Source organism: Phyllobacterium sp. 628, assembly GCF_014189505.1.
In the GTDB taxonomy this organism is placed as follows: domain Bacteria; phylum Pseudomonadota; class Alphaproteobacteria; order Rhizobiales; family Rhizobiaceae; genus Phyllobacterium.
The window spans coordinates 501,841-524,132 of record NZ_CP050301.1; the positions used below are offsets into that span (position 1 = coordinate 501,841).

Below are 22,292 nucleotides of genomic sequence, written 5' to 3' on the forward strand. Positions count from 1 at the left end.
CGCGCTCTAATATCGCGCCACCGGCAATTCTGTCCCCGAAAGAGCGCGCGCCATGAAAACGGCCTTCATCGTCATGACCCTGATGGGTTGCGATTGCGATGCAAAAATCTGCGAATACATCAAGACGGCAGATGCAGGCTGGGCCAACGTTCAGGATTGCCGAGCCGATCTGGCAAACCAGATTCGCAAGACCGCTGGCGTTGATTATCCGCTGATCACGGCAACCTGCACCATCAAGGCGAAACATCCGTCCGCGCTGGTTGCCAGCCGCGCCATCGTCGTTCCCTCCCCTGCACAAGACCGGCCGATTGATACCATTGCTTTGGGCATCCCGGTCGATGCGCCGGTGACAGTCGCGCAAAAGACCTCGTTCGGTTACCGCATGATTGGCGTTCCGCTGGAACATGCCTATGACAGCACAGCGGAAGCGGCGACGCGTGCCGCCGGGTGGGTGCGCCGCTATGCCATGGTGGACAGCGAATAAACGGTTTTAAGGCTTTAGAGCTTTCTCGATCACAGGCATCAGATCATCACGGATCGATGCCTCGCTGAACGGGCCAACATGCTTGTAGAGTATGGTGCCATCTCGGCCGACGAGGAATGTCTCCGGCACACCGTAAACGCCCCATTCAATTCCCGCCCGGCCGCTCGCATCCACGCCCACCAGATCAAACGGATTGCCCAGCTCGCCAAGAAATTTCAGCGCGTTGTCGTCCTTGTCCTTGTAATTGAGACCGGCCAGCCGGAACCGCTTGTCTTTTGCCAGTTGCATCAACAGCGGATGCTCGGCACGGCACGGCACGCACCAGGACCCGAACACATTGACCAGCGTCAGCTGGTCTTTGAAAGACGTAGGATCAATACCCGGAACAGCTACACCATTCTTCGTCAGCCCCGCCAGTGCCGGCAGCGTAAGATTGGGCGCAGGCTTGCCAATCAGGGCCGATGGGATGACCGATTCATCGCGTCCCAGCGCCAGCTGAAAGGCAAAAATCCCCGCCAGCACCACGAACAGCACCAGCGGCAGGAAAGCAAACAGCGAAAGGCGCTTGCGCGGTATACCGTTAATGTCTGGACCGCTCACGACGCGTTATCCGCCTGTACTTCCGAACGCCGCCTGATACCGCGCGTTTCCAGTTCCTGCAAGGCGCGGCGCTGCACCCGCTGATCAATGAAAATCCAGCCGATGAGCGCGGCAAGCACCACGACAGAGGTTCCATAGGACGCCAGCACGAATGCGGTATGAGCGGTCATCGCGTTCCCCTCCGCTCGGCACTGCGGGCGGCGATGCGGCGCATGGCAACAACCCGTCTGCGCCAGATTTCATTGCGCATGGCCATCATGTGCAGGGTAAAAAATAGCAGCGTGAAACCAACCGCCATGATCAGCAACGGCCAGAGCAGCGACGGATCTATCGTCGGACCGCCCATGCGAAACACCGAAGCAGGTTGGTGCAGCGTATTCCACCAGTCGACCGAGAATTTGATGATTGGAATATTGATGAAGCCGACCAGCGTCAGGATCGCTGTTGCCCTGGCGGACTTCGCCGGATCATCCATGGCGCGCGTCAGCGCGATGATGCCGAGATACATCAGGAACAGCACAAACACCGAGGTCAGGCGCGCATCCCACACCCACCATGTGCCCCACATCGGCCTGCCCCATAGGGAACCGGTGATCAGCGCCAGTGCGGTAAAAGCCGCTCCGATCGGAGCGGCAGCCTTGGCTGAAACATCCGCCAACGGATGCCGCCAGACCAGCGTGCCCAATGCCGACAGGCTCATGATCGTATAACACATCATCGACAGCCAGGCGAAAGGCACATGGATGAACATGATCTTGACGGTCGATCCCTGCTGATAGTCATCCGGCGCCTGAACAGTCATCCACAGACCGGCGAGCAGAACCAGCACCGTGACCACACCCAGCCACGGCAATACCGCCCCGGCAAAATTGAGAAATTTCGTGGGATTGGCCAGATCGACCCAGCGGCCGGTTCTTGAAACTGTTTCACTCATGGCGTTCTCTTAGAACAACGGGTGTTTAAATGGAACCGGTCCAGATGAAACACGGGCTCGTCCAACTTTCCATGCTTCTTTGCGCTATTCACTTTCGCATGATCCCGAGCAAGACCTGACATGTCAATCCGCAGATGATTTCAATGCGGCGGCCGCGGCAAATGGCCCGATCACCGCAAAGAACAGGGTAATTGCAGTGAGAATAAGGAACGGCGCGATAAAAGGCGCCGGGTCCTCAACCGCACCATAAGCCGCCGATACTCCGAAAATCAGCACCGGAATGGTCAGCGGCAGGATAATGACCGAGACCAGCAGGCCGCCGCGCGGCAGCGCCACGGCAACGGCCGCTCCGACCGCGCCGATCAAGGTGATCGCTGGCGTCCCTACCAGCAGGGTCAACGTCGTTGCGCCGATGGCAGCCGGTTCCATATTCATGAACAGGCCGAGCAGTGGCGAGGCAATGACCAGCGGCAGCACACTGGTGGTCCAGTGCGCCAGACATTTGATGAGAACCGTCACCGCCAGCATATGCCGTTCGGACGCCATGATCAGTATGTCGAGTGAACCATCATCCCGATCTGCCTGAAAAAGGCGATCGAGCCCGAGCAGCGTCGCCAGCAGCGCCCCGATCCACAGCATTGCCGCCCCAATGCGGGCAAGCAGTTTCAAATCCGGTCCCACACCAAAGGGAACAACCGCAATCACCGCCAGAAAAAACAGGATACCGACCAGCACCCCGCCTCCGGCGCGCAGCCCCAGCCTGATATCGCGGAGAAACAGCGCCAGCATCAGGATTGCACTCCCGAGTTTCTTTGGCAGCACAAGCTGTTCCCCCATCCCGCTGCTGCGCAGCGACCCTCCTCACGTTGGGGGAGGGTAAGAAGCGGCAGCATCGAGACAGAAACTCGACCAGTGCATTTGCTGAAAGAGTCTCTGAACTCAAAGTTATATGCGCCACACCCTCCCCCGACGTGGGGCGAGTCGGACCGCAAGTCCGGGATGGGGGGCAAATATCAGTTTCCATCACTCTCCTCCCATCACGAGTTCCTGTGCACCATCCAGCCCAAGCGGTAAATGGGTAGCCGCAATCACAATCCCATCCTTCGCCAGATGTTCGCGCATCAATTCTGCAAACTGTTCTTCCGACGCCTTGTCCAAACCCGCCGTCGGCTCATCCAGCAGCCATACGGGCCGTTCACTGACGAGAAGCCGCGCAATGCTGGCGCGGCGCTTTTGACCTGTTGAGAGATAGCCGAAGGGAAGGTGACCGATATCGCCAAGCTGCACGCGTTCCAGTGCCTCAACGAGGGAATAATCGCCCGGTCCGTTGAACGATTGCCAGAACCGCAAATTCTCTTCAACACTCAGTACCGGCTTCATTCCATTGAGATGACCAAGGTAGTGACAGGCGGATGTCAGGCTGTCGAAACCCGAAGCAGAGTTTTCAAGCTTGATCCCACCATCCGCTTTTTCCAGCAGGCCGGCGATGATTCGCAGCAGCGTCGATTTCCCCGAGCCGTTCGGACCGGTAATGACAAGCGCCTCACCCGACGCAACGGCAAAGCTTAGCCCGGAAAACAATACCTCCCCACCCCGTGCTCCTGCCAGACTTTCGGCGACTAACCGCATATAATTCCCGCTCTTTAAGGGCCCCGGACAGGCACCCGAATTGATGCATGTGCATTTCGACGCAGCATGCAATTTTGACGAATGTCGGTCTGGCACAGATCGACGAAAATCTCTATATAGCAGTCAACCATGCCAGCGGTCGGTGTGGAAACCATTTTTGGCCGATCTCAAATACGGGCACCTTTTCGGACCTGTAGCGGGACGGACAGCGGAAATGACTGCACCCGCACCTTAGCGCGTCCTTGAAACGCGGCAAAGGCGTTCGTCCCGGGTGTAGGCTGTAGCATAAGGACGACGCAACATGTCTCAAATTGACAGTTTCAAATGCCGTAAAACCCTCGTCGTAGGGAATAAGGAATATGTCTATTACAGCTTGACCGAAGCTGAAAAAAACGGACTGGAAGGCATTTCCAAGCTCCCGTTCTCCATGAAAGTCCTCCTCGAAAACTTGCTGCGCTTTGAAGACAACCGCTCTGTTTTCAAGAAAGATATTGAAAACGTCGCCAAGTGGCTCGTCGACCGTGGCAGTGCCGGTGCAGAAATCGCCTATCGTCCGGCCCGCGTCCTCATGCAGGACTTTACCGGTGTTCCGGCTGTTGTGGATCTTGCAGCAATGCGCGATGCGATGGTCAATCTCGGCGGCGACCCCGAAAAAATCAATCCGCTGGTGCCTGTCGATCTGGTCATCGATCACTCGGTTATTGTTGACGAGTTCGGCAACGCGCAGGCTTTCAAGCGCAACGTGGATCTGGAATATGAGCGCAACGGCGAGCGTTACCGCTTCCTCAAATGGGGCCAGCAGGCGTTCAAGAACTTCCGCGTTGTTCCGCCCGGCACCGGTATCTGCCATCAGGTCAATCTGGAATATCTGGCCCAGGCAGTCTGGACCAAGGAAGAAGACGGCGTCACCGTCGCCTATCCCGATACCTGCGTCGGCACGGATTCGCACACAACCATGGTCAATGGCCTCGGCGTACTCGGCTGGGGCGTGGGCGGTATCGAAGCGGAAGCTTCCATGCTTGGTCAGCCTGTATCCATGCTTCTGCCGGAAGTTATCGGCTTCCGCCTGACCGGCAAGGTCAAGGAAGGTGTGACGGCAACCGATCTGGTTCTAACCGTCGTGCAGATGCTGCGCAAGAAGGGTGTTGTCGGCAAGTTCGTTGAATTCTTCGGCCCCGGCCTTGAAAGCATGACGCTGGCTGACCGTGCCACCATCGGCAATATGGGTCCGGAATATGGCGCGACCTGCGGCTTCTTCCCGATCGACAGTGAAACCATCAACTACATGCACATGTCCGGCCGCGATGAAGATCGTCTGGCGCTGGTGGAAGCCTATTCCAAGGCGCAAGGCATGTGGCGCGAACCCGGCTCACCCGATCCAGTATTCACCGACACGCTCGAACTCGAACTCAGCACTGTTGTGCCATCCATGGCCGGTCCAAAGCGTCCGGAAGGCCGTATTCCGCTGGAAGGCATTGCAGCCGGTTTCCACGAATCGCTGCAGAAGGAATACAAGAAGACGGCGCATCTTGATGTCCGCTATCCCGTGGAAGGCGAGGATTTCGATCTCGGCCATGGCGACGTTGCCATCGCGGCGATCACCTCCTGCACCAACACTTCAAATCCGAGCGTGCTGATTGCTGCTGGCCTTCTCGCCCGCAACGCTGCTGCCAAGGGTCTGAAGTCAAAGCCTTGGGTCAAGACCTCGCTGGCTCCCGGCTCGCAGGTTGTTGCCGCTTATCTCGAAAGCGCTGGTCTGCAGGTTGAACTCGACAAACTCGGTTTCAATCTGGTCGGTTTCGGCTGCACCACCTGCATCGGCAATTCGGGCCCGCTTCCGGCACCCATCTCCAAGACCATCAATGACAAAGGCTTGATTGCGGCGGCTGTCCTCTCGGGCAACCGTAACTTCGAAGGCCGTGTCTCGCCGGATGTTCAGGCCAACTATCTGGCTTCCCCGCCGCTGGTTGTCGCCTACGCATTGGCTGGTTCAGTTACCAAAGATCTGACCACAGAGCCGCTCGGCGAAGACCAGCACGGCAACCCGGTGTTCCTCAAGGATATCTGGCCGTCCTCGCACGAGATTCAGGAATTCATCACCAAGAACGTCACCCGCAAGCTCTTCTCCGAGAAGTATGCGGATGTGTTCAAAGGCGATCAGAATTGGCAGGACGTCAAGATTCCGGAAGGCCAGACGTACGCATGGGACGATAACTCGACTTATGTACAGAACCCGCCTTACTTCGTCGGCATGGGCAAGACGCCCGGCATCGTCAATGACATCAAGGGTGCGCGCATTCTTGGTCTCTTCGGCGACAAGATCACCACCGACCACATTTCTCCGGCCGGTTCGATCAAGGCTGCTTCGCCCGCGGGCAAGTACCTCACCGATCATGGTGTCGCACCGCTCGACTTCAACCAGTACGGCACACGCCGTGGCAATCACGAAGTCATGATGCGCGGCACCTTCGCCAACATCCGCATCCGCAACCACATGCTCGGCGAAAACGGCCGTGAAGGTGGCTACACGTTCCATTATCCTTCGAAAGAAGAAATGCCGATCTATGATGCGGCCATGCAGTACCGCACCGAAAATGTTCCTTTGGTCATTTTCGCCGGTATTGAATACGGCAATGGTTCGTCGCGTGACTGGGCTGCCAAGGGCACCAATCTTCTCGGCGTCCGCGCCGTGATTTCCCAGTCGTTCGAACGCATTCACCGCTCAAATCTGGTCGGCATGGGTATTGTTCCATTCGTCTTGGAAGATGGCACGAGCTGGCAGTCACTGGGTCTCAAGGGTGACGAAATCGTCTCCATCGAAGGCCTTGCCACGATCCAGCCGCGCCAGAAAACCCATGCCACGGTCACCTTCGCTGACGGCACGGTCAAACAGGTGCCGCTGATCTGCCGCATCGATACGATTGACGAACTGGAATATCTGAAGAACGGCGGCATTCTGCAGTACGTTCTGCGCGATCTCGCCGCCTAAATCGGGCGAAAACTAGCCAAAACACAGGCCGCCGGGCAACCGGCGGTCTTTTTTGTGCACTTTTGGGTATATTTAGAGTGGATTTGCTGGCAAACCCCGACGAATTCACCTCAAAGTGACTTCCTCTTGATACAACCTGTCCCTATCAATTGTCTGGCAATCAATCTCATAGATAAATGTAAGAAAATTCGGGAAGAAAGCTCGTACCCTTGACCCTGCACACCTCGCTCAAAGCCATTCTGATCGCCAGCCCGCTCCTTGCGGCAGCGGCGTTCGCATGGCCGGTCTGTGCAGAGAGTATCGGCAAAAAACCGGATGGTGTGGTCGAGCTTTATACGTCGCAGGGCTGCGGCTCCTGTCCGCCCGCCGATGCCGTGCTCAAGCAACTCGTCAGCGAAGGCAAAGTCGTCGCCCTCGCCTTTCATGTCGATTACTGGGATTATCGCGGCTGGGTCGACAATCTGGCCCTCCCGGAAAACACCGCACGCCAGAATGCCTACCGTAAGGCGCTGGGCCTGACCGGCGTTTATACGCCGCAAGCCATTCTCAATGGCCGTGAACATATGAATGGACAGGATGGCACCCGAATCCGCCGGCGAATCGATGAGATGCGTAACGGTGATTCTGGTCTTACCGTGCCGGTTTCCATTGAAAAAATGCCGCGGAACGCCTCGTTATCAATATCGGCGAAGGCACCGCAGCAAAAAATCCGGTTCGTGTTGTGCTTGCCTATTTCAACAAGGAAACCATTGTTTCGATCCCTGATGGTGAGAACGGCGGACGCAACGTCAGTTATGCCAACAGCGTACGCGCCATGGAAACCGTTGGTATGTGGGATGGCAAGGCGCAGAAGATCGAGATACCGCTGACCGAGATCGCCAGCAAGAAAGCGTCAGGCTGTGCGGTGCTGTTGCAGGAGATGCTCGGCGATGGTCAACCAGGCCCGATCATCGGCGCCTCGATCATGACAAAGCCCTGATTTTAAAAAGTTTTCCCTGGAAACAAAAACAGGCTGGTAGAACCAGCCTGAAGTCTTGGGGCTTGTTGCCTTGGGAGACTGAATGGTTCGGCCAGAACAACCCGTTTGGGCGGGGGGCTTGGGGTATCGGGCCGCTCAAGGCCGAACCGTCTCAGACAACACGGGGATGTTCGGTCTGGAATCAGGCGGCAATGCGTACGCAAAATGGCGAAAATGTGACCCTCTATCACCAATGGCAACAGCGCGTATTGCTTCGTGAAAATATCTCATAGACGATAATTTCATGTTCAGTTCACGGTGCTTTTGCCACATACAGACTTGTAAATATAGGCGGAACAGGTCACCCTTCTGTCATCCAGTTGTCATACGGCAAATCTTGAAGGCGGATTGATTGATGGACAGCAATGCAGGTGGCGACGAATCGCAACAGCAGGCAAAACTCATTTCACTCTCCAGCGCACGTGATCTACCCGTTACATTCAACCGGCGGGAACTTGATCAAATTCTCAGAATATATGGCTTCATGGTTTCTTCAGGCGAATGGCGCGACTATGCCATTGATCATCTGATGGACCGCGCGGTGTTTTCCGTGTTCCGCCGGGCCAGCGAAGTGCCGATGTTCCGAATCGAGAAAAATCCGAAACTCGCCCGCAAACAGGGCGCTTACAGCGTCATCGCTGCCAGCGGTCTTATTCTCAAGCGCGGCATGGAACTCGACCGTGTTCTCAAAGTCTTCGACAAGACCTTGCGGCTGGTCAAAAGCTAATCTTTCAGCGGCGCTTTCTCCGGCAAGGTCGCCGTACCACCGTTCATATCGAGTTGCATCAGCACCGTGTCCAGCCAGCGGCCATGCTTGAAACCTGACCCCCGGATCGTTCCGCAATGGGTAAAGCCGCAACGCGTATGCAGTTTAACGGATGCAGAATTATCGTGCCCGTCGCCGATAACAGCAATGAACTGGCGAAAGCCGAGCGCTGTGCAATCGGTAATCAATTGTTGCAGCAGCGCCTTGCCGACGCCCTTCCCCTTGGCCTCCGGGGCAATGTAGATCGAATCCTCGACGCTCCACCAATAAGCCGGGCGGGTACGGAAATGGCTGGCATAGGCATAGCCGATCACCACCCCATCAATCTCAGCCACACTGTAGGGAAAGCCATCGCTGGTTATTGTATGGAACCGTCTGGTCATCTCAGGCAGATCGGGTGGCTCGATCTCATAGGTCGCCGTGCCGTGCAAAACCGCATCGCGATAGATGGCCGCAATGGCAGGAAGGTCAGCGGGTTGCGCCGGACGGATATGGATGCTGGTCATGGTTCACTGTCAGCCTGATGAACATTTCAGAGCACGCACTAAGCGTTTGTCAGCCGCAACGCAATTGCCAAACAAAAAGGGCAGCGTTTCCGCTGCCCTCGTGTTTTTTCAAGTACCTGCGATCAGTTGCGGTTGCCAAGGAACTGCAGCAGGAACATGAACATGTTGATGAAGTCGAGGTAGAGACGCAGCGCACCCATGATTGCCTTGCGGCCATAGGAGTCCGAATCGTCGCCTTCGTAGTACATTTCCTTGATCTGCTGCGTGTCATAGGCAGTCAGGCCGGCAAAGACCAGAACACCGATGGCAGAGATTGCGAACTGCAAGGCGCTCGACTGCAGGAAGATATTGACCAGACCGGCAAGAAGAATACCGATCAGACCCATGAACAGGAACGAACCCATTCCGGAGAGGTCACGCTTCGTCGTGTAGCCATAGAGCGACAGCGCGCCAAAAGACGCAGCGGTGATAAAGAACGTCTGCACAATGCTGCCTGATGTGAACACCAGGAACACGGACGAGAGCGACGCGCCAACAAGGGCAGCGTAGACCCAGAATGTGGCCTGGGCGGCTGAGACCGACATGCTATTGATGCGGAAACTCAGGAAGAACACTGCGGCAAGCGGTGCGAGCATAACCACCCACTTTAGCGGCGATGTATAGAGAACAACACCGAAGCTGGTCAGCATCTTGCCATTGGACATTTGATACGCTGCCAGAGAAGGATCGTTGGTGGTTGCAAGATAAACGATTGCAAGCGCGGCAAGACCGGTCACTGCGAGACCGATCCCCATCAGATTGTAGACCTTGAGCATGTAACTGCGCAGACCCTGATCGATCCCCGCGTCCACACGCACTCCGGCCGATGTACGGGCCTGGATGTTGCGATAGTCAGCCATGATTTTCCTCACTGCTTCGTCCCGTCGGGTGTCGGGGGTTATTCCCAGGCGCCGCTGGCGGGACCCCAGCATGCCTTAGGTTGAATTATGGGGATTCTAGGTGGCAATAACAAGGCCATATCAACCCGAGATTGAGTGTTTTGGCGCTCCAACGGCACCAAAACACGCTGTATTACGCTTTTTTAACGATTTCAGAGGTTTCGCAGGATCGGCGCAGCCTTTTGGCCAAGTACGCGCCATGTACCGGCAAGACCAAAACCGACCGTCAGCACCAATGCCAGAACGAGCGTTGAAACGGCCACTTCGGGCTGGAACGAAGCGGGTAGCGACATGACCCGCACCACGACATACCAGGCAGCCAAACCGCCCGCCAGCAGGGCGAAAACCGCCGTGGCAAAGCCAAGGATCATATATTCGTAGGTAAAGGCCTTGATAAGGGTGCGCCGGGTCGCGCCAAGTGTCTTCAACACCACCGCGTCATGCACGCGGGCTCGGTTACCGGCCGCAAGTGCGCCGCCCAGCACAAGGATGGAGGCGATCAGCGCCACGGATGCAGCAGCGCGGATCGCCACCGCAAGCTGGCCAACCAGCTCATTGGCAATGGTGATGGCGTCCTTCACGCGCACGGAAGTCACCGCCGGAAAGGCGCGGGTGACATCGCGCATGACGGTTGCTTCTTCCTGCGTGGTAGCCGCCGGATCAGTCAGGGTGGCGAGCCAAGCATGCGGCGCACCGGCAAATGCGTTGGGCGAGAACACCATGACAAAATTGATCGACAGGGATTCCCATTGCACCTGACGGAAATTGGCAATGCGTGCTGTCACATTGCGGCCGAGCGCATTGACGGTGACTGTATCGCCCAGCTTCAAATTGAGGTTACGCGCCTCTTCCGCAGAAAACGACACCAGCGGCTCACCCGTATAATCCTGCGGCCACCATGTGCCTGTGGTGAGCGTGGAATTCTCCGGCAGGGTCTTTGCATAAGTAATACCGCGATCACCGCGCAATACCCATGCGCCTTCCGGCGGAATGGTAAGCTTGCCCACATCGGTGCCATTGAACGCGATGATACGTCCGCGCAGCATCGGTGCGCTGACGATCTTGCCCTGCGGCGCAGCCTTTTGCAGAAGCCCTGTAAACTGGTCGACCTGTGTACTCTGGATATCGACGAAGAAGAAATTCGGCGCGCGCTCCGGCAAATTACCCGCGAGCTGCTGCCGCAGACTGCCGTCGATCAGTGCCAGTGTGACCAGCAGCGTCAGACCAAGCCCAAGCGACAGCACAACGGAAGGCGTCAAAGCACCCGGCCGGTGTATATTGCCGATTGCCAGCCGCAGCGCCGTCGAGCGCACGCGCGGCGCACGCCGGGCAAGCCATTGGACCAGCGCCGACACGGCCCGCAGCACAAGGAATGAAAAAGCCACGGCGCCGATGAAGGTGATGGCAATGCGCCGGTCATAGGCGAAGAACACAGCCAGCACGCAGAGGATGGCGACAAAGCCGGCGGCAAAAGCAATGTAAACGGGTTTAGGCCAGCCGCGCTGGTCAAAACCCTGTTCGCGAAACAGCGCTGTCGCGGGAATATCGCGAGCCCGGCCAAGCGGCAGGATAGCAAATGCCAGCGTTGTCAGGAGCCCGAACAAAGCGGCCCATGCCAGCGCCCCCGGATAGAAACCGCCCTTGGCTGCTATCGGCAGCACGCTCTGCAAGGCATAGCCCGCCACGTAGGGGATGATTGCCGCAAGAATGAGCCCCGCCACAATGCCGATCAGGGCAATCAGCACGATCTGGATCAGATAGACCGCGATAACGAACCAGCCGGGTGCGCCCAGCGATTTGAAGGTCGCAATGACGCCGCGCTTGCCATCGAGATAGGCCCGTACGGCATTGGCAACCCCGACACCGCCGACGATCAGGGCCGTCAGTCCCACCAGCGTCAGGAACTGCGAGAACCGCTCGATATTGGCGCTCAGAGACGGCGCGGCATTGGTGCGGCTGCGGATGGTCCAGCCTGCCTGCGGAAACTTCTCCTGCGCCTCATTGCGAATGCCAGTGATATCCGCTTCGCTGGCACCTGCGGGAAGGGCAATCTTATAACTGTGTTCGACCAGACTACCCGGCTGTACCAGCCCGGCGGCTCGCAATCCTTCCAGCGACACCAGGAAACGCGGCGCAAACCCGAAACCATCCGACAGCGCATCCGGTTCATTGTTAATCACGGCCCGCAATTCGAATGTTGCCGACCCGAGCAAAACCCGGTCACCCAGTTTGAGATTGAGACGATCAAGGAATATCTGCGCAACGGCAGCGCCAAACGCCCCGTCTTTCTCAGCAAACAGCACATCACGTCCCAAAGCCGGAGCTGTATCAAGCGCTCCATAAAGCGGATAGGCAGCATCGATAGCCTTCACTTCCACAAGAGACTGGTCGGAGCCATCCGGCAGCCGTGCCATGGAGCGCATATTGGCGCTGACCGCGACACGGCCTTTGCTTTCGACAAAGGCCCGCTCGTCCGGATTGACTTCCCGCTGGTTGAGCTGGAAACGTATGTCGCCGCCAAGAATGCTTTGACCCTGGGTGGAAATCCCTGATGTAACGGAATTGGCGACCGAATTGACGCCGCCGATCGCGGCTACGCCCAGCGCAATACAGGCAAGGAAAATATAGAACCCGGAAAGGCCGTTGCGCATTTCACGCAGGGCAAAACGCAGCGCAAGTTTCAGCGTAGACGATGCAGCGGAATTGGTCGCACTCATGCGGTTTTCTTCAGCTCCGGCGCATTCTCGTCGGCTTCAATCAGGCCGGAACGGACGCGGATTTCGCGGTCGCAACGCGCCGACAATGCCGGATCATGTGTCACCAGCACCAGCGTTAGACCCAATTCCTTCTGCTTGTGAAACAAAAGGTCCGCAATCTGACGTCCTGTTGTCGTATCGAGATTGCCCGTCGGTTCATCGGCGATAAGGATTTTCGGTGACGGAGCCAAAGCACGGGCAATCGCCACACGCTGCTGTTCGCCGCCCGACAGTTCACCGGGATAATGTGTCACCCGGTCCGCCAGCCCGACCGCCGCAAGCTCGCGCTCGGCAATGGCAAAGGCATCTGGATTGCCCGCCAGTTCCAGCGGAACGGCAACATTTTCCAGCGCGGTCATATTGGGAATAAGATGAAAGGATTGAAACACAATACCGATATTCTTGCCGCGAAAAGCCGCCGTCGCGTCCTCGCTCATGGTTTCAAGTTTCGCGCCTGCGATTTCAACCGAACCGGAATCGATACCCTCAAGCCCCGCAAGCACCATGAGCAGAGTTGATTTCCCCGAGCCTGACGGACCGACAATTCCGACCGACTGCCCGGCATTGATGGCAAGGGATATGCCCTTGAGCACGTGTACCGACGACGCGCCCGAGCCCAGTGTCAACTCAATGTGATCGAGCTTGATGACGGATTTAGTCACAAAACGGTTCCTTTACGCTATTGTTGACACTGACTTAAGTCGCATCCGGTCAGATATGGGTACCCGAAGATGATATTCAAACCATTCATAAAAATGATCGTGTCGCTCGGCCTTGTTGCCCTGCCCTCTCTCGCTCTGGCCAATCAAAATGCTGTGTCCGGGCATCCGCTTGCAGTCGTTGGCTTTGGCGACAGCCTGATGTCAGGCTTTGAACTTCCCGTGCAGGACTCCTTCACCGCGCAGCTGGAAAAATCCTTGAAAGACAAAGGCGTGGAGATTGCAATCGCCAATGCCGGTGTCGCGGGCGATACAACCACCGGCGGCTTGGCCCGTCTCGACTGGTCCGTGCCGGATGGCACCGATCTCGTTATCCTTGAACTCGGCGCCAATGATGCCTTGCGCGGGATTTCGCCTGAGATCAGCGAGAAGAATCTCGCCGAGATGATCGACAAATTGCAGAAGCGCAAGATTCAGGTGATTCTCGCCGGCATGCTTGCACCGCCGAATATGGGCGGCGATTATGAGCAGAAGTTCAACGCGATTTTCCCCGATCTTGCCAAGAAATATGATGTGCCGCTCTATCCGTTCTTCATGGATGGCGTTGCCGCTGACACATCCCTGCTGCAAGCGGATGGCATGCACCCGACAACGCAAGGTGTCGCCGTTATGGTGAAAGGCTTCATGCCGATCATGCAGAAGACCATCAAGCAGCCTACGCTCACTTCGGATACATCCGATTCCACGGATACCGATACCGGGCAGTAAGCTATAGAGCCCGGGACAAGACCAGCCCCGGGCCTATTTGAATCGGTGAATGGCTCTTAACATCAAGGGCAACCCCTTCATATTGCTGTCATCAATACACCACATGTAGCGTGTCTTAATTGTCGCGGCGCAAAAGAATGTGAAATTGCGCCTTGCTCTTGGACTCATTCAATGATTCCCTGAGGTTACAACTCGATTCGGGGAGGATGCTTTATGCCGCGTCTCTTTACTGCCCTCGAGATCCCGAGGGATGCTGCTCTCTCACTGTCGCTCTTGCGCGGTGGTCTGCCAGGCGCCCGATGGATCGATGTTGAAAACTATCACATCACATTGCGCTTCTTCGGTGATGTCGAAGGCCACGTGGCCGACGAGATAGCCAATGCGCTCGATCGCATCCGGCGGCCTGAATTTTCTTTGCAGTTGTCCGGTGTCAACGCGTTCGGATCAAAGAAACCCCACAGCATTTTCGCTGCGGTTTCACCTTCACCCGACATTCAGGCGCTGCATGCGGAAATTGAACGGATCGCCCAGCGGCTGATGCTTCCGGCTGATCCGCGCAAATTCACGCCGCACGTTACGCTGGCGCGGCTGCGCAATGCCCGCAATGAAGAGGTGGCGCACTATCTCGCGTCGCGCGGTAATTTTTGGACAACACCCTTCACCATTGGCCGCTTCGTCCTGATGTCATCACGCGACTCCGTCGGCGGTGGCCCTTATATTGTTGAAGAAGCCTGGCCACTCGAAGCACCGCGGCTTACTCAAAACCGGTTTGAAAGGCCTTTGGAAGCCTTGAGGACCATAAGGTAAACCCGTTCAAAATCTGCCCCGGTGCCGTAATAGGGATCGGGGATCTGGTTATTCTCACCCAATGCGACAGCGCTGAACAGACCGGTTTCCGCTGTTGCGTTTGGTGGACGCCGCGCTTCGATCGCTGCAACATTGGCGCGGTCCATACCGAGGATTAGATCGAAATGCACGAAATCTTCGGCCTTGAGCTGTCGGCAACGCTGGCCTGAAATATCGATCCCGTATCGTCCCGCCACTGCGATCGAACGTTCATCCGGCGCTTCGCCGGTGTGATAGCCGTTGGTTCCGGCGGAATCGATCACAACACCGTGCGCTTTCCCCTGTTCTTCCAGCACGAACTTGAAGACGCCTTCCGCCAGCGGCGAGCGGCAGATATTGCCCAGACAGACAAAAAGTACGGAGCGGAGCGGGTGGGTTTTCATGGATCGTTGCACTATGGTTGGTGAAGACATCGAACGTATATGAGGAAACACACCATGGCACGCAACCGCTTAAATGCCGGCGAACTTGACACGGCGTTGCAGGAACTCTCCGGCTGGTCAAAGACGGAGGGCCGCGAAGCCATCAGCAAGACCTTCAAATTCAAGGACTTCAATGCTGCTTTCGGCTTCATGACCCGCGCAGCACTGGTTGCCGAAAAAATGGATCACCACCCGGAATGGTTCAATGTCTATAACCGTGTTGAGGTCACTCTCACCACCCATGATGCCGATGGCATCACCGAACTCGACATCAAACTGGCCAGAACAATGAACGGTTTTGCCGCCGCTTGACGATTATCTTGGCCAAACTCTTGTAGCACTCCCCGCCCCTTCCCATGTTTTGCGTGAACAACTCCGAAGGAAAAGGAATGAACGACGTCAAGATTGGTGAAATTCTGCGACCGGGCAGCGGCTATGAACAGCGCTCCCGCGAGGAAACCGTGCGTGCACGGTTCTGGAAGACCGCACGCAAGGCTGCCAAGTCGATCCCTTTTCTCGATGAGGTTATTGCCGGCTATTATTGCGCCCTCGACCCCGCAACACCCATGCGGGTGCGCGGTACGCTTCTGGCTGCGCTGGCCTATTTCGTCCTGCCGCTGGACATCATTCCGGACTTTATTCTTGGTCTGGGTTTTACCGACGACGTTGCCGTTCTGATGGCGGCGCTCAGTGCCGTTCGCAACCACATAACGCCCGCCCATCGTGAGGCGGCAAAGAAAGCCGTTGCGGACATCGACCGGGAACATTGAGCCTTAAAAGCGCAAAACTGAGCGTATTGGCCGATGTTTTTGCATCACATCCCTGTGATGGCGTGAAATGTCAAAGTCTCGCCGCTTTTATTCCGCTGGAGTGACGCCGTCGTATTTTGCATGAACGAAGTGATCTTCTGGCTTATAAAATCGCTTTTTTGACCCTGTCTTCACCGTTTGGTAACCCAGATTAAGTCAAATTAAGAGAAAGCGAACTGGACAATAGGGCTCAATGGCCATTGCCGGTTCATGAGTTATGAAGTGAACGTAAAAAACTGGTAGGTAACATGTTTGGAAAATCAATCGTAGCGACCTCTGTGCTCATGCTTGGGCTGACAGGGACGGCTCTTGCCCAGACCCCGAGTCAGATCAGCCAGTTCAACGCCTGGGGTGCTTACAGCTATCAGCAGGGCAAGGGCAAAGTTTGCTACGTCCTGTCCGTTCCGGTCGACAAGCAGCCAGCGAAACTCGATCACGGCGACAATTTCTTCATGGTCAGCCAGAAGCCGGGTCAGAATGTCAGCTTCGAGCCGCAGTTCAAGGCCGGTTATGACCTGCAGGCCAATTCCAAGGTTATGGTGACCATCGACGCGCGCACTTTCTCCATGTTCACCAATGGCAGCCATGGCTGGATGGAAAACGCCGCCGAAGAGCCGCAACTGGTTGCGGCCCTGCGCAGTGGCCACAACATGTCCATCAAGGCGGTTTCCAAGCGCGGCACTCCGACGAGCTACACCTATTCACTCAAAGGCGTATCGGCTGCACTCAAGGCTATCGCCACCTGCAAATAATCCTGTCAAACCCATTTTGTTCAAAAGGCCGGATCACCGATCCGGCCTTTTTGTTTGCGGAGGTGACGGAACCACCAGAACGTGATATGAGCCGCGCTTCACGAAAGAATGTTAGAAAATCCGATGTCCGCTTTGCCTGAGACCCAGTCCTTCGCCCGGGATAAATCCCGTGACGCCATGCTCGCTGCCATGAATGGCAAGCCGACGCTGATCGGCCTGTCGCGCACAGAGATGGGCGAAGCCTTGATTGAAATCGGTGTAGCCGAGCGCCAGGTCAAAATGCGTGTGGCCCAGCTCTGGCATTGGCTCTATGTGCGCGGCGTCTCCGATTTTGCCGACATGCTCAACATTTCCCGCGATATGCGCGAACTGCTCGAGCGGCATTTCACCATCGCCCGTCCGGAAATCGTCGATGAACAGATTTCCAGTGACGGCACCCGCAAATGGCTGTTCCGCTTTCCGCCGCGTGGCGCCGGCCGTCCTGTCGAGATCGAAACCGTCTATATTCCCGAAGAGGGCCGCGGCACCCTGTGCATTTCCAGCCAGGTCGGCTGCACCCTCACCTGCTCGTTCTGTCATACGGGCACGCAGAAGCTGGTGCGCAACCTGACCGCTGAGGAAATCCTCTCGCAGCTCTTGATTGCGCGGGACCGGCTGGGCGATTTCCCCGACCGCAATACGCCCGATGGTGCCATCGTTCCTGCTGAAGGCCGCAAGGTCTCCAACATCGTCATGATGGGCATGGGCGAACCGCTCTACAATTTCGAAAATGTGAAGAAAGCGCTGCTGATTGCCTCCGATGGCGATGGCCTTTCCCTATCGAAGCGCCGCATTACCCTGTCGACCTCAGGCGTTGTGCCGGAGATTTACCGGGCGGGCGAGGAAATCGGCGTCATGCTGGCCATTTCGCTGCACGCGGTGAATGATGATCTGCGCGATATGCTGGTACCGATCAACAAGAAGTATCCGCTGAAGGACTTGTTGGATGCCTGCCGCGCCTATCCAAGCCTGTCCAACGCCAAGCGCATCACCTTTGAATATGTGATGCTCAAGGGCGTCAACGATTCCCTTGATGATGCCAAGGAACTGGTGCGCATGCTGCGTGGCATTCCAGCCAAAATCAATCTTATCCCGTTCAATCCATGGCCTGGTGTCAACTATCAGTGCTCGGATTGGGAACAGATTGAGAAGTTCGCCGATTACGTCAACAATGCCGGTTACGCCTCGCCGATCCGCACACCGCGCGGCCGCGATATTCTGGCAGCCTGTGGTCAGCTGAAGTCGGAGTCGGAACGCATGAAGAAGACCGACCGTTTGGCATTCGAGGCGGCCATGATCGCCGGGCATGGCGAAGATTGAGCCAGTTCGTCCTCTATCTCGTCCGCTTCGCCCTGATCGTTTTCGGTTTCGTCTGCGCTATTTTTGCGGCATCGCTGTTTCTCAACCTGCTGCTGCTTGGCAGTTCGGAAATGGTCGGCAGTGACGGCCCGTTTCTCTACATGACCATTCCGGTATTTGCCTTGGCGATAGGTAACAGCGTTTTCATTCCGTCCTGTATTCTCATCGTCTTTGCCGAACTGACGGCATGGCGCGACTGGCTGTTCTACACGCTCGGCGGTGCCGCTAGTGCCGTCGTTGTCATCGTCTGGAAATGGCGGCCGCAGACCGAGGACATTGATACATTCGCAGCCATTCTCGCGACCGGCGTTGTCGGCGGATTTGTCTACTGGCTGGTTTCCGGCCGCAGCGCGGGGCTCATCATGCCGCCCCGCCCCACGGATCCCCGCGTCTGAACTCTTACCTATTTAGCCTGTGCCATCAGGATTTTTGCAGCAAAGGCTGAAAACACACCCGCAAACAACCAGTCTGTCACGCGCGTTACTGTCGGGTTCTTCTTCAAAAGCCCGGCGAAACGGTCGGCCGCCAGAATCATTGGCGTCACCACTGGCAATGACAGCGGAATGAACAGCAGACCAAGGAAAAACAGCTTGCCCGGCGCATGCGGATCGCTAGCCGACACGAATTGCGGCAGGAACGTCATGAAGAACAGGATGATCTTGGGGTTGAGCAGATTGATACCGATACCCGTCAACCAGTTTTGAAACAGCGTGTGCGACTGCCCGCTCTTCTTTTCCGGCGAAAAAGCCGATCCCTTGCGGATGGCCTGAAACGCCAGCCAAACAAGGTAGCCCGCGCCGACAATCTTCAGTGCGAGAAAAGCACTGGGCGACGCAATGATCAACGCCGACAAGCCAAGCGCGACCATTGTGGTATGCACCACGATACCGCAATTGGCACCCCCGAGACAGGCAAACCCTGCCGCCTTGCCTTCAGACAACGCCCGGCCGACAAACAGCGTCATGTCGGGCCCCGGCGTGATCGACAGCACAAAGGTTGCGATGGCAAATTGCAGAATGATCGGCCATTCCGGAATGAAGGTCATGATATGCTCCATAAAAACGTGCGGAAGCTAACGCGGAAGCTTGGTTTTTACCACCCGATTTTACGACACCCGATCAATTTACTGACCGCTGCTACTGCGAAGGCTCGGTACTGACCTGATACGCCGGAAGCATCCGCTGCACGAGGCTGCGCAATTGCGCCACTGCCGGTGCCGGATGGGTCTGCCGCATTGCCAGCAGCAGCGGCGCCACCAGCTTGGAACTGCCAGCAACAGCCCGATAGACAATGTCCTCGCCGCCAAGCCGTTGCATCGATGCCGGGACCAGCGAAATTCCGAAGCCCGCCGCCACCAGACTGAGTGTTGCAGTGAGCCGGGGCGCCTCCTGCGTCACACGCGGGCTGAATCCAGCCTCACGGCATGCCATAACGATCGTATCGTAGAGCCCCGGACCGGCGGTGCGGCGGTAAAGGATAAACGGCTCCATCGCCAGTTCCGTCAGCAGAAGGCGGGAAGCCGCCTTTTTGGCCAGCCGGTGGCCCACCGGCAGCGCAACCAGCATCGGCTCCTCCAACAGCGCATCGATGCGCAATCCCGGTGTACGGCCAACAGGAGAGCGAACAAACGCCGCGTCCAGCCGTTCATGCACCAGCCCTTCCACCAGTTCAGCCGTGCCAGCCTCCTCAAGGCTGACCTCCACGCCGGGCAGGCTTTCACGAAAGGCACGCAACACTTTGGGCACGAAAGGATGCAGGGCAGCCGAACTGGTAAACCCGATGGCAAGACTGCCTTCTTCGCCGCGCGCTGCCCGGTGAACCCTATCGGCAACCCCGTCCGCGCGCGCCAGTATGAGGCGCGCCTCGTCCAGCAGCACTTTTCCGGCCTCCGTCGGCCGCACACCGCGCGGCAGCCGATGCATAAGCAATACGCTGAGTTCGGCCTCAAGCCCCTGCAGCAGACGGGTCAGGGGTGGCTGTTGCATACCCAGCCGTTCGGCAGCGCGGGTCACATGACCTTCTTCAGCAAGGGCTACAAAAGCGCGGAGGCGGCGCAAATCAATCACTGCCATACCTCAAAAGTATGAAATCTACTAAAACCATGCATTGGCACTCATAGCGCTCCTGCCTTATTCTGCCAACACATTCTTCTCCGTCCAAGGTATCGCCCAATGCCCAGCAAACTACCCTTCTCCGTTATTGCCAAGCCTGCTGATGTTCACCCTGAGGGAGAGAAATCATGAGCTGGTCGGCCGAACAATATGTAAAATTCGAAGATGAACGCACACGTCCCGTGCGCGACCTGCTTGCAGCGGTTCCGGGTGTCTATGCACGCTCTGTCGTCGATATTGGTTGCGGCCCCGGCAATTCCACCGAAGTCCTGGTTGCGCGTTTCCCCAATGCCGTTGCCACCGGAATGGACAGCTCGGAAGACATGATCAAAGCTGCCCGCAAACGGCTTCCCGACGTGACCTTTGAAGTGGCTGACATCGCCAGCTGGAATGCCAAGGGCCCGTATGATGTCATCCTTGCCAATGCCGTCATTCAATGGCTGCCGGATCACGCCACCCTTTTACCTTCCCTCGTCAGCCGGCTCGCCGTGGGCGGCAGCCTCGCCATCCAGATCCCCAACAATCTCGATCAACCCACGCACCGGTTGATGCGCGAGATCGCCGCGGACGGACCATGGGCGGCCAAACTAACAGGATCCGCAGCTCGGCGAGCGCCGCGCCAGAGCGCGGAGTGGTATTATCGCACGCTTCGCCCGATTTCCGCCAAAACTGACGTCTGGCAGACAACCTATTACCATCCGCTGGCAGACGGCGCTGAGGGTGTGGTCGAGTGGCTCAAAGGTACTGGTCTGCGGCCTTTTCTCGATCCGCTGGATGAGACCGAGCGCGCGGCCTTCCTCGAACGCTACACCAAAGCGGTGGCACAGGCCTATCCAGCCTTGCCGGATGGCACGGTCCTGCTCCCCTTCCCGCGCCTGTTCATGGTGGCCACACTTTAGGGACCGGGCGGACGTTCTTTAACCAAGCCGAAAATGCAGTGGCGGCCAATTGGCCGCTAATGTATTAATGCCACCACTTCGCAGCCATAATTAAATACTTTTCTCCAGTCATTTGAAAAACCAGCGTTTGTAATGACGCTGCAATCATTAAGCGCCAGAACGGGCGCAGTTTTTACTGCCAGAGAGTTGCATGGTCTATTATCGAACGACATCCGCTTCCTGCGGCAAGGCGCTTTATGGCTTTGGGGCCTGGAGTCAGCCAGCTGTTGCCGTCGCTCTTGTGGTGTTGTGGGCCGCGCTTGCTATTATGTTCAACCGTGCACCGGAGATCGACAAGGCCGTCTCGTCGCTGTTTTTTGTTGCTACCGACTGTATAGCAACAGCCACCACGCGGATTTGCGGCGATTTTCCAGCAGCCTCTATTGGATTGCTCAAGACGCTGCGGCGGGCGTTCTATGCACTTCCTATTGTGGCGGCAGCGGTTGTCGTCACCATTGCTTTGCGCGACCTCGCGTCTGGCCTGCGCTGGAGCCATGAACGTATCCGTATTTCCACCATCGCGCTTGTTACGCTGGCTGTTGGCCCCGGCCTTTTCGTCAATGCCTTTCTGAAAGAGTTTGTTGGCCGCCCGCGTCCCGATGCGGTCTGGCTTTTTGGCGGAGAACATCCCTTTGTCGCCGCCGCCCAATTATCCAATGTCTGTCAGCACAATTGCTCCTTTGTATCAGGCGAGGCTGCAGGAATAGCCTGGCTGGTATGCCTCCTGCCGCTCTGGCCGCATGACGTGAGAAAGAGGCTGATCTGGCCCATTGCCGCCATTATCATTGTCACCGATATCCTGCGCGTTGCCTTCGGACGCCACTACCTCTCGGATGTGGTGCTGGGAACGCTCGCTACCGTGACCATATTCTGCATTTTGACGACAGTGTGCGAAATCTGGACCAGCCGAAAGCACGGCACGGCCCGTTCATTCAGCAACTAGGGTCGGTGCTCACCAATATCTCAACA

At 57.0% G+C, this 22,292-nt stretch carries 24 protein-coding genes and 2 pseudogenes; 14 read left to right on the top strand and 12 right to left on the bottom strand.

The features are described 5' to 3' along the window. Positions 1 to 52 precede the first annotated feature (52 nt). Positions 53 to 484, top strand: a complete 432-nt coding sequence (locus HB779_RS04020) for a hypothetical protein (protein WP_188344517.1) — start codon at positions 53 to 55, stop codon at positions 482 to 484. A 6-nt stretch (positions 485 to 490) separates the two neighbouring features. Here the strand turns inward: HB779_RS04020 and HB779_RS04025 are convergent, their stop codons facing one another. From HB779_RS04025 to ccmA, 5 genes are all read right to left on the bottom strand, one after another. Then, positions 491 to 1,084 (bottom strand): DsbE family thiol:disulfide interchange protein, encoded by a 594-nt coding sequence (locus HB779_RS04025; protein ID WP_188344518.1) that lies wholly within the window; start codon positions 1,082 to 1,084, stop codon positions 491 to 493. Next, positions 1,081 to 1,254: a heme exporter protein CcmD gene (gene ccmD / locus HB779_RS04030; RefSeq protein ID WP_188344519.1), complete on the bottom strand. Its 174-nt coding sequence runs from the start codon at positions 1,252 to 1,254 to the stop codon at positions 1,081 to 1,083. The genes HB779_RS04025 and ccmD overlap by 4 nt, the downstream gene beginning before the upstream one ends. Further along, entirely contained in the window at positions 1,251 to 2,018 is a 768-nt protein-coding gene (locus HB779_RS04035) for a heme ABC transporter permease (RefSeq protein ID WP_188344520.1), read from the bottom strand. The genes ccmD and HB779_RS04035 overlap by 4 nt, the downstream gene beginning before the upstream one ends. Positions 2,019 to 2,141: 123 nt before the next feature. Then, positions 2,142 to 2,807: a heme exporter protein CcmB gene (gene ccmB, locus HB779_RS04040; protein WP_188345765.1), complete on the bottom strand. Its 666-nt coding sequence runs from the start codon at positions 2,805 to 2,807 to the stop codon at positions 2,142 to 2,144. A 234-nt stretch (positions 2,808 to 3,041) separates the two neighbouring features. Further along, positions 3,042 to 3,647, bottom strand: coding sequence for a heme ABC exporter ATP-binding protein CcmA (ccmA, locus tag HB779_RS04045; protein ID WP_188344521.1), 606 nt, complete (start codon positions 3,645 to 3,647; stop codon positions 3,042 to 3,044). A 301-nt stretch (positions 3,648 to 3,948) separates the two neighbouring features. Here ccmA and acnA point away from each other — a divergent pair, with 301 nt between their 5' ends. The 4 genes and pseudogenes from acnA to HB779_RS04060 all read left to right on the top strand — a co-directional run bounded on the left by acnA (position 3,949) and on the right by HB779_RS04060 (position 8,381). Next, positions 3,949 to 6,636: an aconitate hydratase AcnA gene (gene acnA, locus HB779_RS04050; RefSeq protein WP_188344522.1), complete on the top strand. Its 2,688-nt coding sequence runs from the start codon at positions 3,949 to 3,951 to the stop codon at positions 6,634 to 6,636. Between the two features lie 374 nt (positions 6,637 to 7,010). Continuing rightward, positions 7,011 to 7,235: pseudogene (locus HB779_RS25550) on the top strand (DUF1223 domain-containing protein); the annotation flags it as partial. Between the two features lie 122 nt (positions 7,236 to 7,357). After that, positions 7,358 to 7,615, top strand: coding sequence for a DUF1223 domain-containing protein (locus HB779_RS25555; protein WP_256440625.1), 258 nt, complete (start codon positions 7,358 to 7,360; stop codon positions 7,613 to 7,615). Positions 7,616 to 8,009: 394 nt separating this feature from the next. After that, positions 8,010 to 8,381 (top strand): DUF2794 domain-containing protein, encoded by a 372-nt coding sequence (locus HB779_RS04060; RefSeq protein WP_188344523.1) that lies wholly within the window; start codon positions 8,010 to 8,012, stop codon positions 8,379 to 8,381. Here HB779_RS04060 and HB779_RS04065 read toward each other — a convergent pair. From HB779_RS04065 to HB779_RS04080, 4 genes are all read right to left on the bottom strand, one after another. Continuing rightward, on the bottom strand, positions 8,378 to 8,926 hold the full coding sequence (locus HB779_RS04065; RefSeq protein WP_188344524.1) for a GNAT family N-acetyltransferase: 549 nt from the start codon (positions 8,924 to 8,926) through the stop codon (positions 8,378 to 8,380). The two genes, HB779_RS04060 and HB779_RS04065, sit on opposite strands and share 4 nt — an antisense overlap. Before the next feature lie 122 nt (positions 8,927 to 9,048). Further along, complete coding sequence (locus HB779_RS04070) at positions 9,049 to 9,825, bottom strand: Bax inhibitor-1/YccA family protein (RefSeq protein ID WP_188344525.1); 777 nt, start codon at positions 9,823 to 9,825, stop codon at positions 9,049 to 9,051. Between the two features lie 191 nt (positions 9,826 to 10,016). Further along, positions 10,017 to 12,581, bottom strand: coding sequence for an ABC transporter permease (locus HB779_RS04075; RefSeq protein ID WP_188344526.1), 2,565 nt, complete (start codon positions 12,579 to 12,581; stop codon positions 10,017 to 10,019). After that, positions 12,578 to 13,282: an ABC transporter ATP-binding protein gene (locus tag HB779_RS04080; protein ID WP_188344527.1), complete on the bottom strand. Its 705-nt coding sequence runs from the start codon at positions 13,280 to 13,282 to the stop codon at positions 12,578 to 12,580. The genes HB779_RS04075 and HB779_RS04080 overlap by 4 nt, the downstream gene beginning before the upstream one ends. A gap of 69 nt (positions 13,283 to 13,351) precedes the next feature. Between HB779_RS04080 and HB779_RS04085 the strand changes: the two genes are divergently transcribed. Further along, a complete protein-coding gene (locus tag HB779_RS04085) occupies positions 13,352 to 14,047 on the top strand; it encodes an arylesterase (RefSeq protein WP_188344528.1) in 696 nt (231 codons plus the stop codon). A 213-nt stretch (positions 14,048 to 14,260) separates the two neighbouring features. Next, on the top strand, positions 14,261 to 14,854 hold the full coding sequence (gene thpR / locus HB779_RS04090; RefSeq protein WP_188344529.1) for an RNA 2',3'-cyclic phosphodiesterase: 594 nt from the start codon (positions 14,261 to 14,263) through the stop codon (positions 14,852 to 14,854). Here thpR and HB779_RS04095 read toward each other — a convergent pair. Continuing rightward, positions 14,806 to 15,276, bottom strand: coding sequence for a low molecular weight protein-tyrosine-phosphatase (locus HB779_RS04095; protein WP_188344530.1), 471 nt, complete (start codon positions 15,274 to 15,276; stop codon positions 14,806 to 14,808). The genes thpR and HB779_RS04095 overlap by 49 nt on opposite strands. 39 nt (positions 15,277 to 15,315) lie before the next feature. Here HB779_RS04095 and HB779_RS04100 point away from each other — a divergent pair, with 39 nt between their 5' ends. The 5 genes and pseudogenes from HB779_RS04100 to HB779_RS04120 all read left to right on the top strand — a co-directional run bounded on the left by HB779_RS04100 (position 15,316) and on the right by HB779_RS04120 (position 18,669). Further along, on the top strand, positions 15,316 to 15,627 hold the full coding sequence (locus tag HB779_RS04100) for a 4a-hydroxytetrahydrobiopterin dehydratase (protein WP_256440626.1): 312 nt from the start codon (positions 15,316 to 15,318) through the stop codon (positions 15,625 to 15,627). A 77-nt stretch (positions 15,628 to 15,704) separates the two neighbouring features. Beyond that, positions 15,705 to 16,085, top strand: coding sequence for a YkvA family protein (locus tag HB779_RS04105; protein WP_188344532.1), 381 nt, complete (start codon positions 15,705 to 15,707; stop codon positions 16,083 to 16,085). Positions 16,086 to 16,372: 287 nt separating this feature from the next. Next, entirely contained in the window at positions 16,373 to 16,876 is a 504-nt protein-coding gene (locus HB779_RS04110) for an invasion associated locus B family protein (protein ID WP_188344533.1), read from the top strand. 198 nt (positions 16,877 to 17,074) lie between these two features. Next, positions 17,075 to 18,235, top strand: a pseudogene (rlmN, locus tag HB779_RS04115) (23S rRNA (adenine(2503)-C(2))-methyltransferase RlmN); the annotation flags it as partial. After that, positions 18,232 to 18,669 (top strand): hypothetical protein, encoded by a 438-nt coding sequence (locus HB779_RS04120; RefSeq protein WP_188344535.1) that lies wholly within the window; start codon positions 18,232 to 18,234, stop codon positions 18,667 to 18,669. The pseudogene rlmN and the gene HB779_RS04120, both read left to right, overlap by 4 nt. 8 nt (positions 18,670 to 18,677) lie before the next feature. Here HB779_RS04120 and HB779_RS04125 read toward each other — a convergent pair whose 3' ends face one another. Beyond that, positions 18,678 to 19,319: a LysE family translocator gene (locus tag HB779_RS04125; RefSeq protein WP_188344536.1), complete on the bottom strand. Its 642-nt coding sequence runs from the start codon at positions 19,317 to 19,319 to the stop codon at positions 18,678 to 18,680. Between the two features lie 91 nt (positions 19,320 to 19,410). Beyond that, the gene (locus tag HB779_RS04130) at positions 19,411 to 20,346 is read right to left on the bottom strand and encodes a LysR family transcriptional regulator (RefSeq protein WP_188344537.1); all 936 of its coding nucleotides are present in this window, start codon (positions 20,344 to 20,346) and stop codon (positions 19,411 to 19,413) included. Between the two features lie 164 nt (positions 20,347 to 20,510). Between HB779_RS04130 and tam the strand changes: the two genes are divergently transcribed. Both tam and HB779_RS04140 read left to right on the top strand, forming a co-directional pair. Beyond that, positions 20,511 to 21,284 (top strand): trans-aconitate 2-methyltransferase, encoded by a 774-nt coding sequence (tam, locus tag HB779_RS04135; RefSeq protein WP_210302618.1) that lies wholly within the window; start codon positions 20,511 to 20,513, stop codon positions 21,282 to 21,284. 190 nt (positions 21,285 to 21,474) lie between these two features. Next, positions 21,475 to 22,266 (top strand): phosphatase PAP2 family protein, encoded by a 792-nt coding sequence (locus HB779_RS04140; RefSeq protein ID WP_188344539.1) that lies wholly within the window; start codon positions 21,475 to 21,477, stop codon positions 22,264 to 22,266. The last annotated feature ends 26 nt before the right edge of the window (positions 22,267 to 22,292 follow it).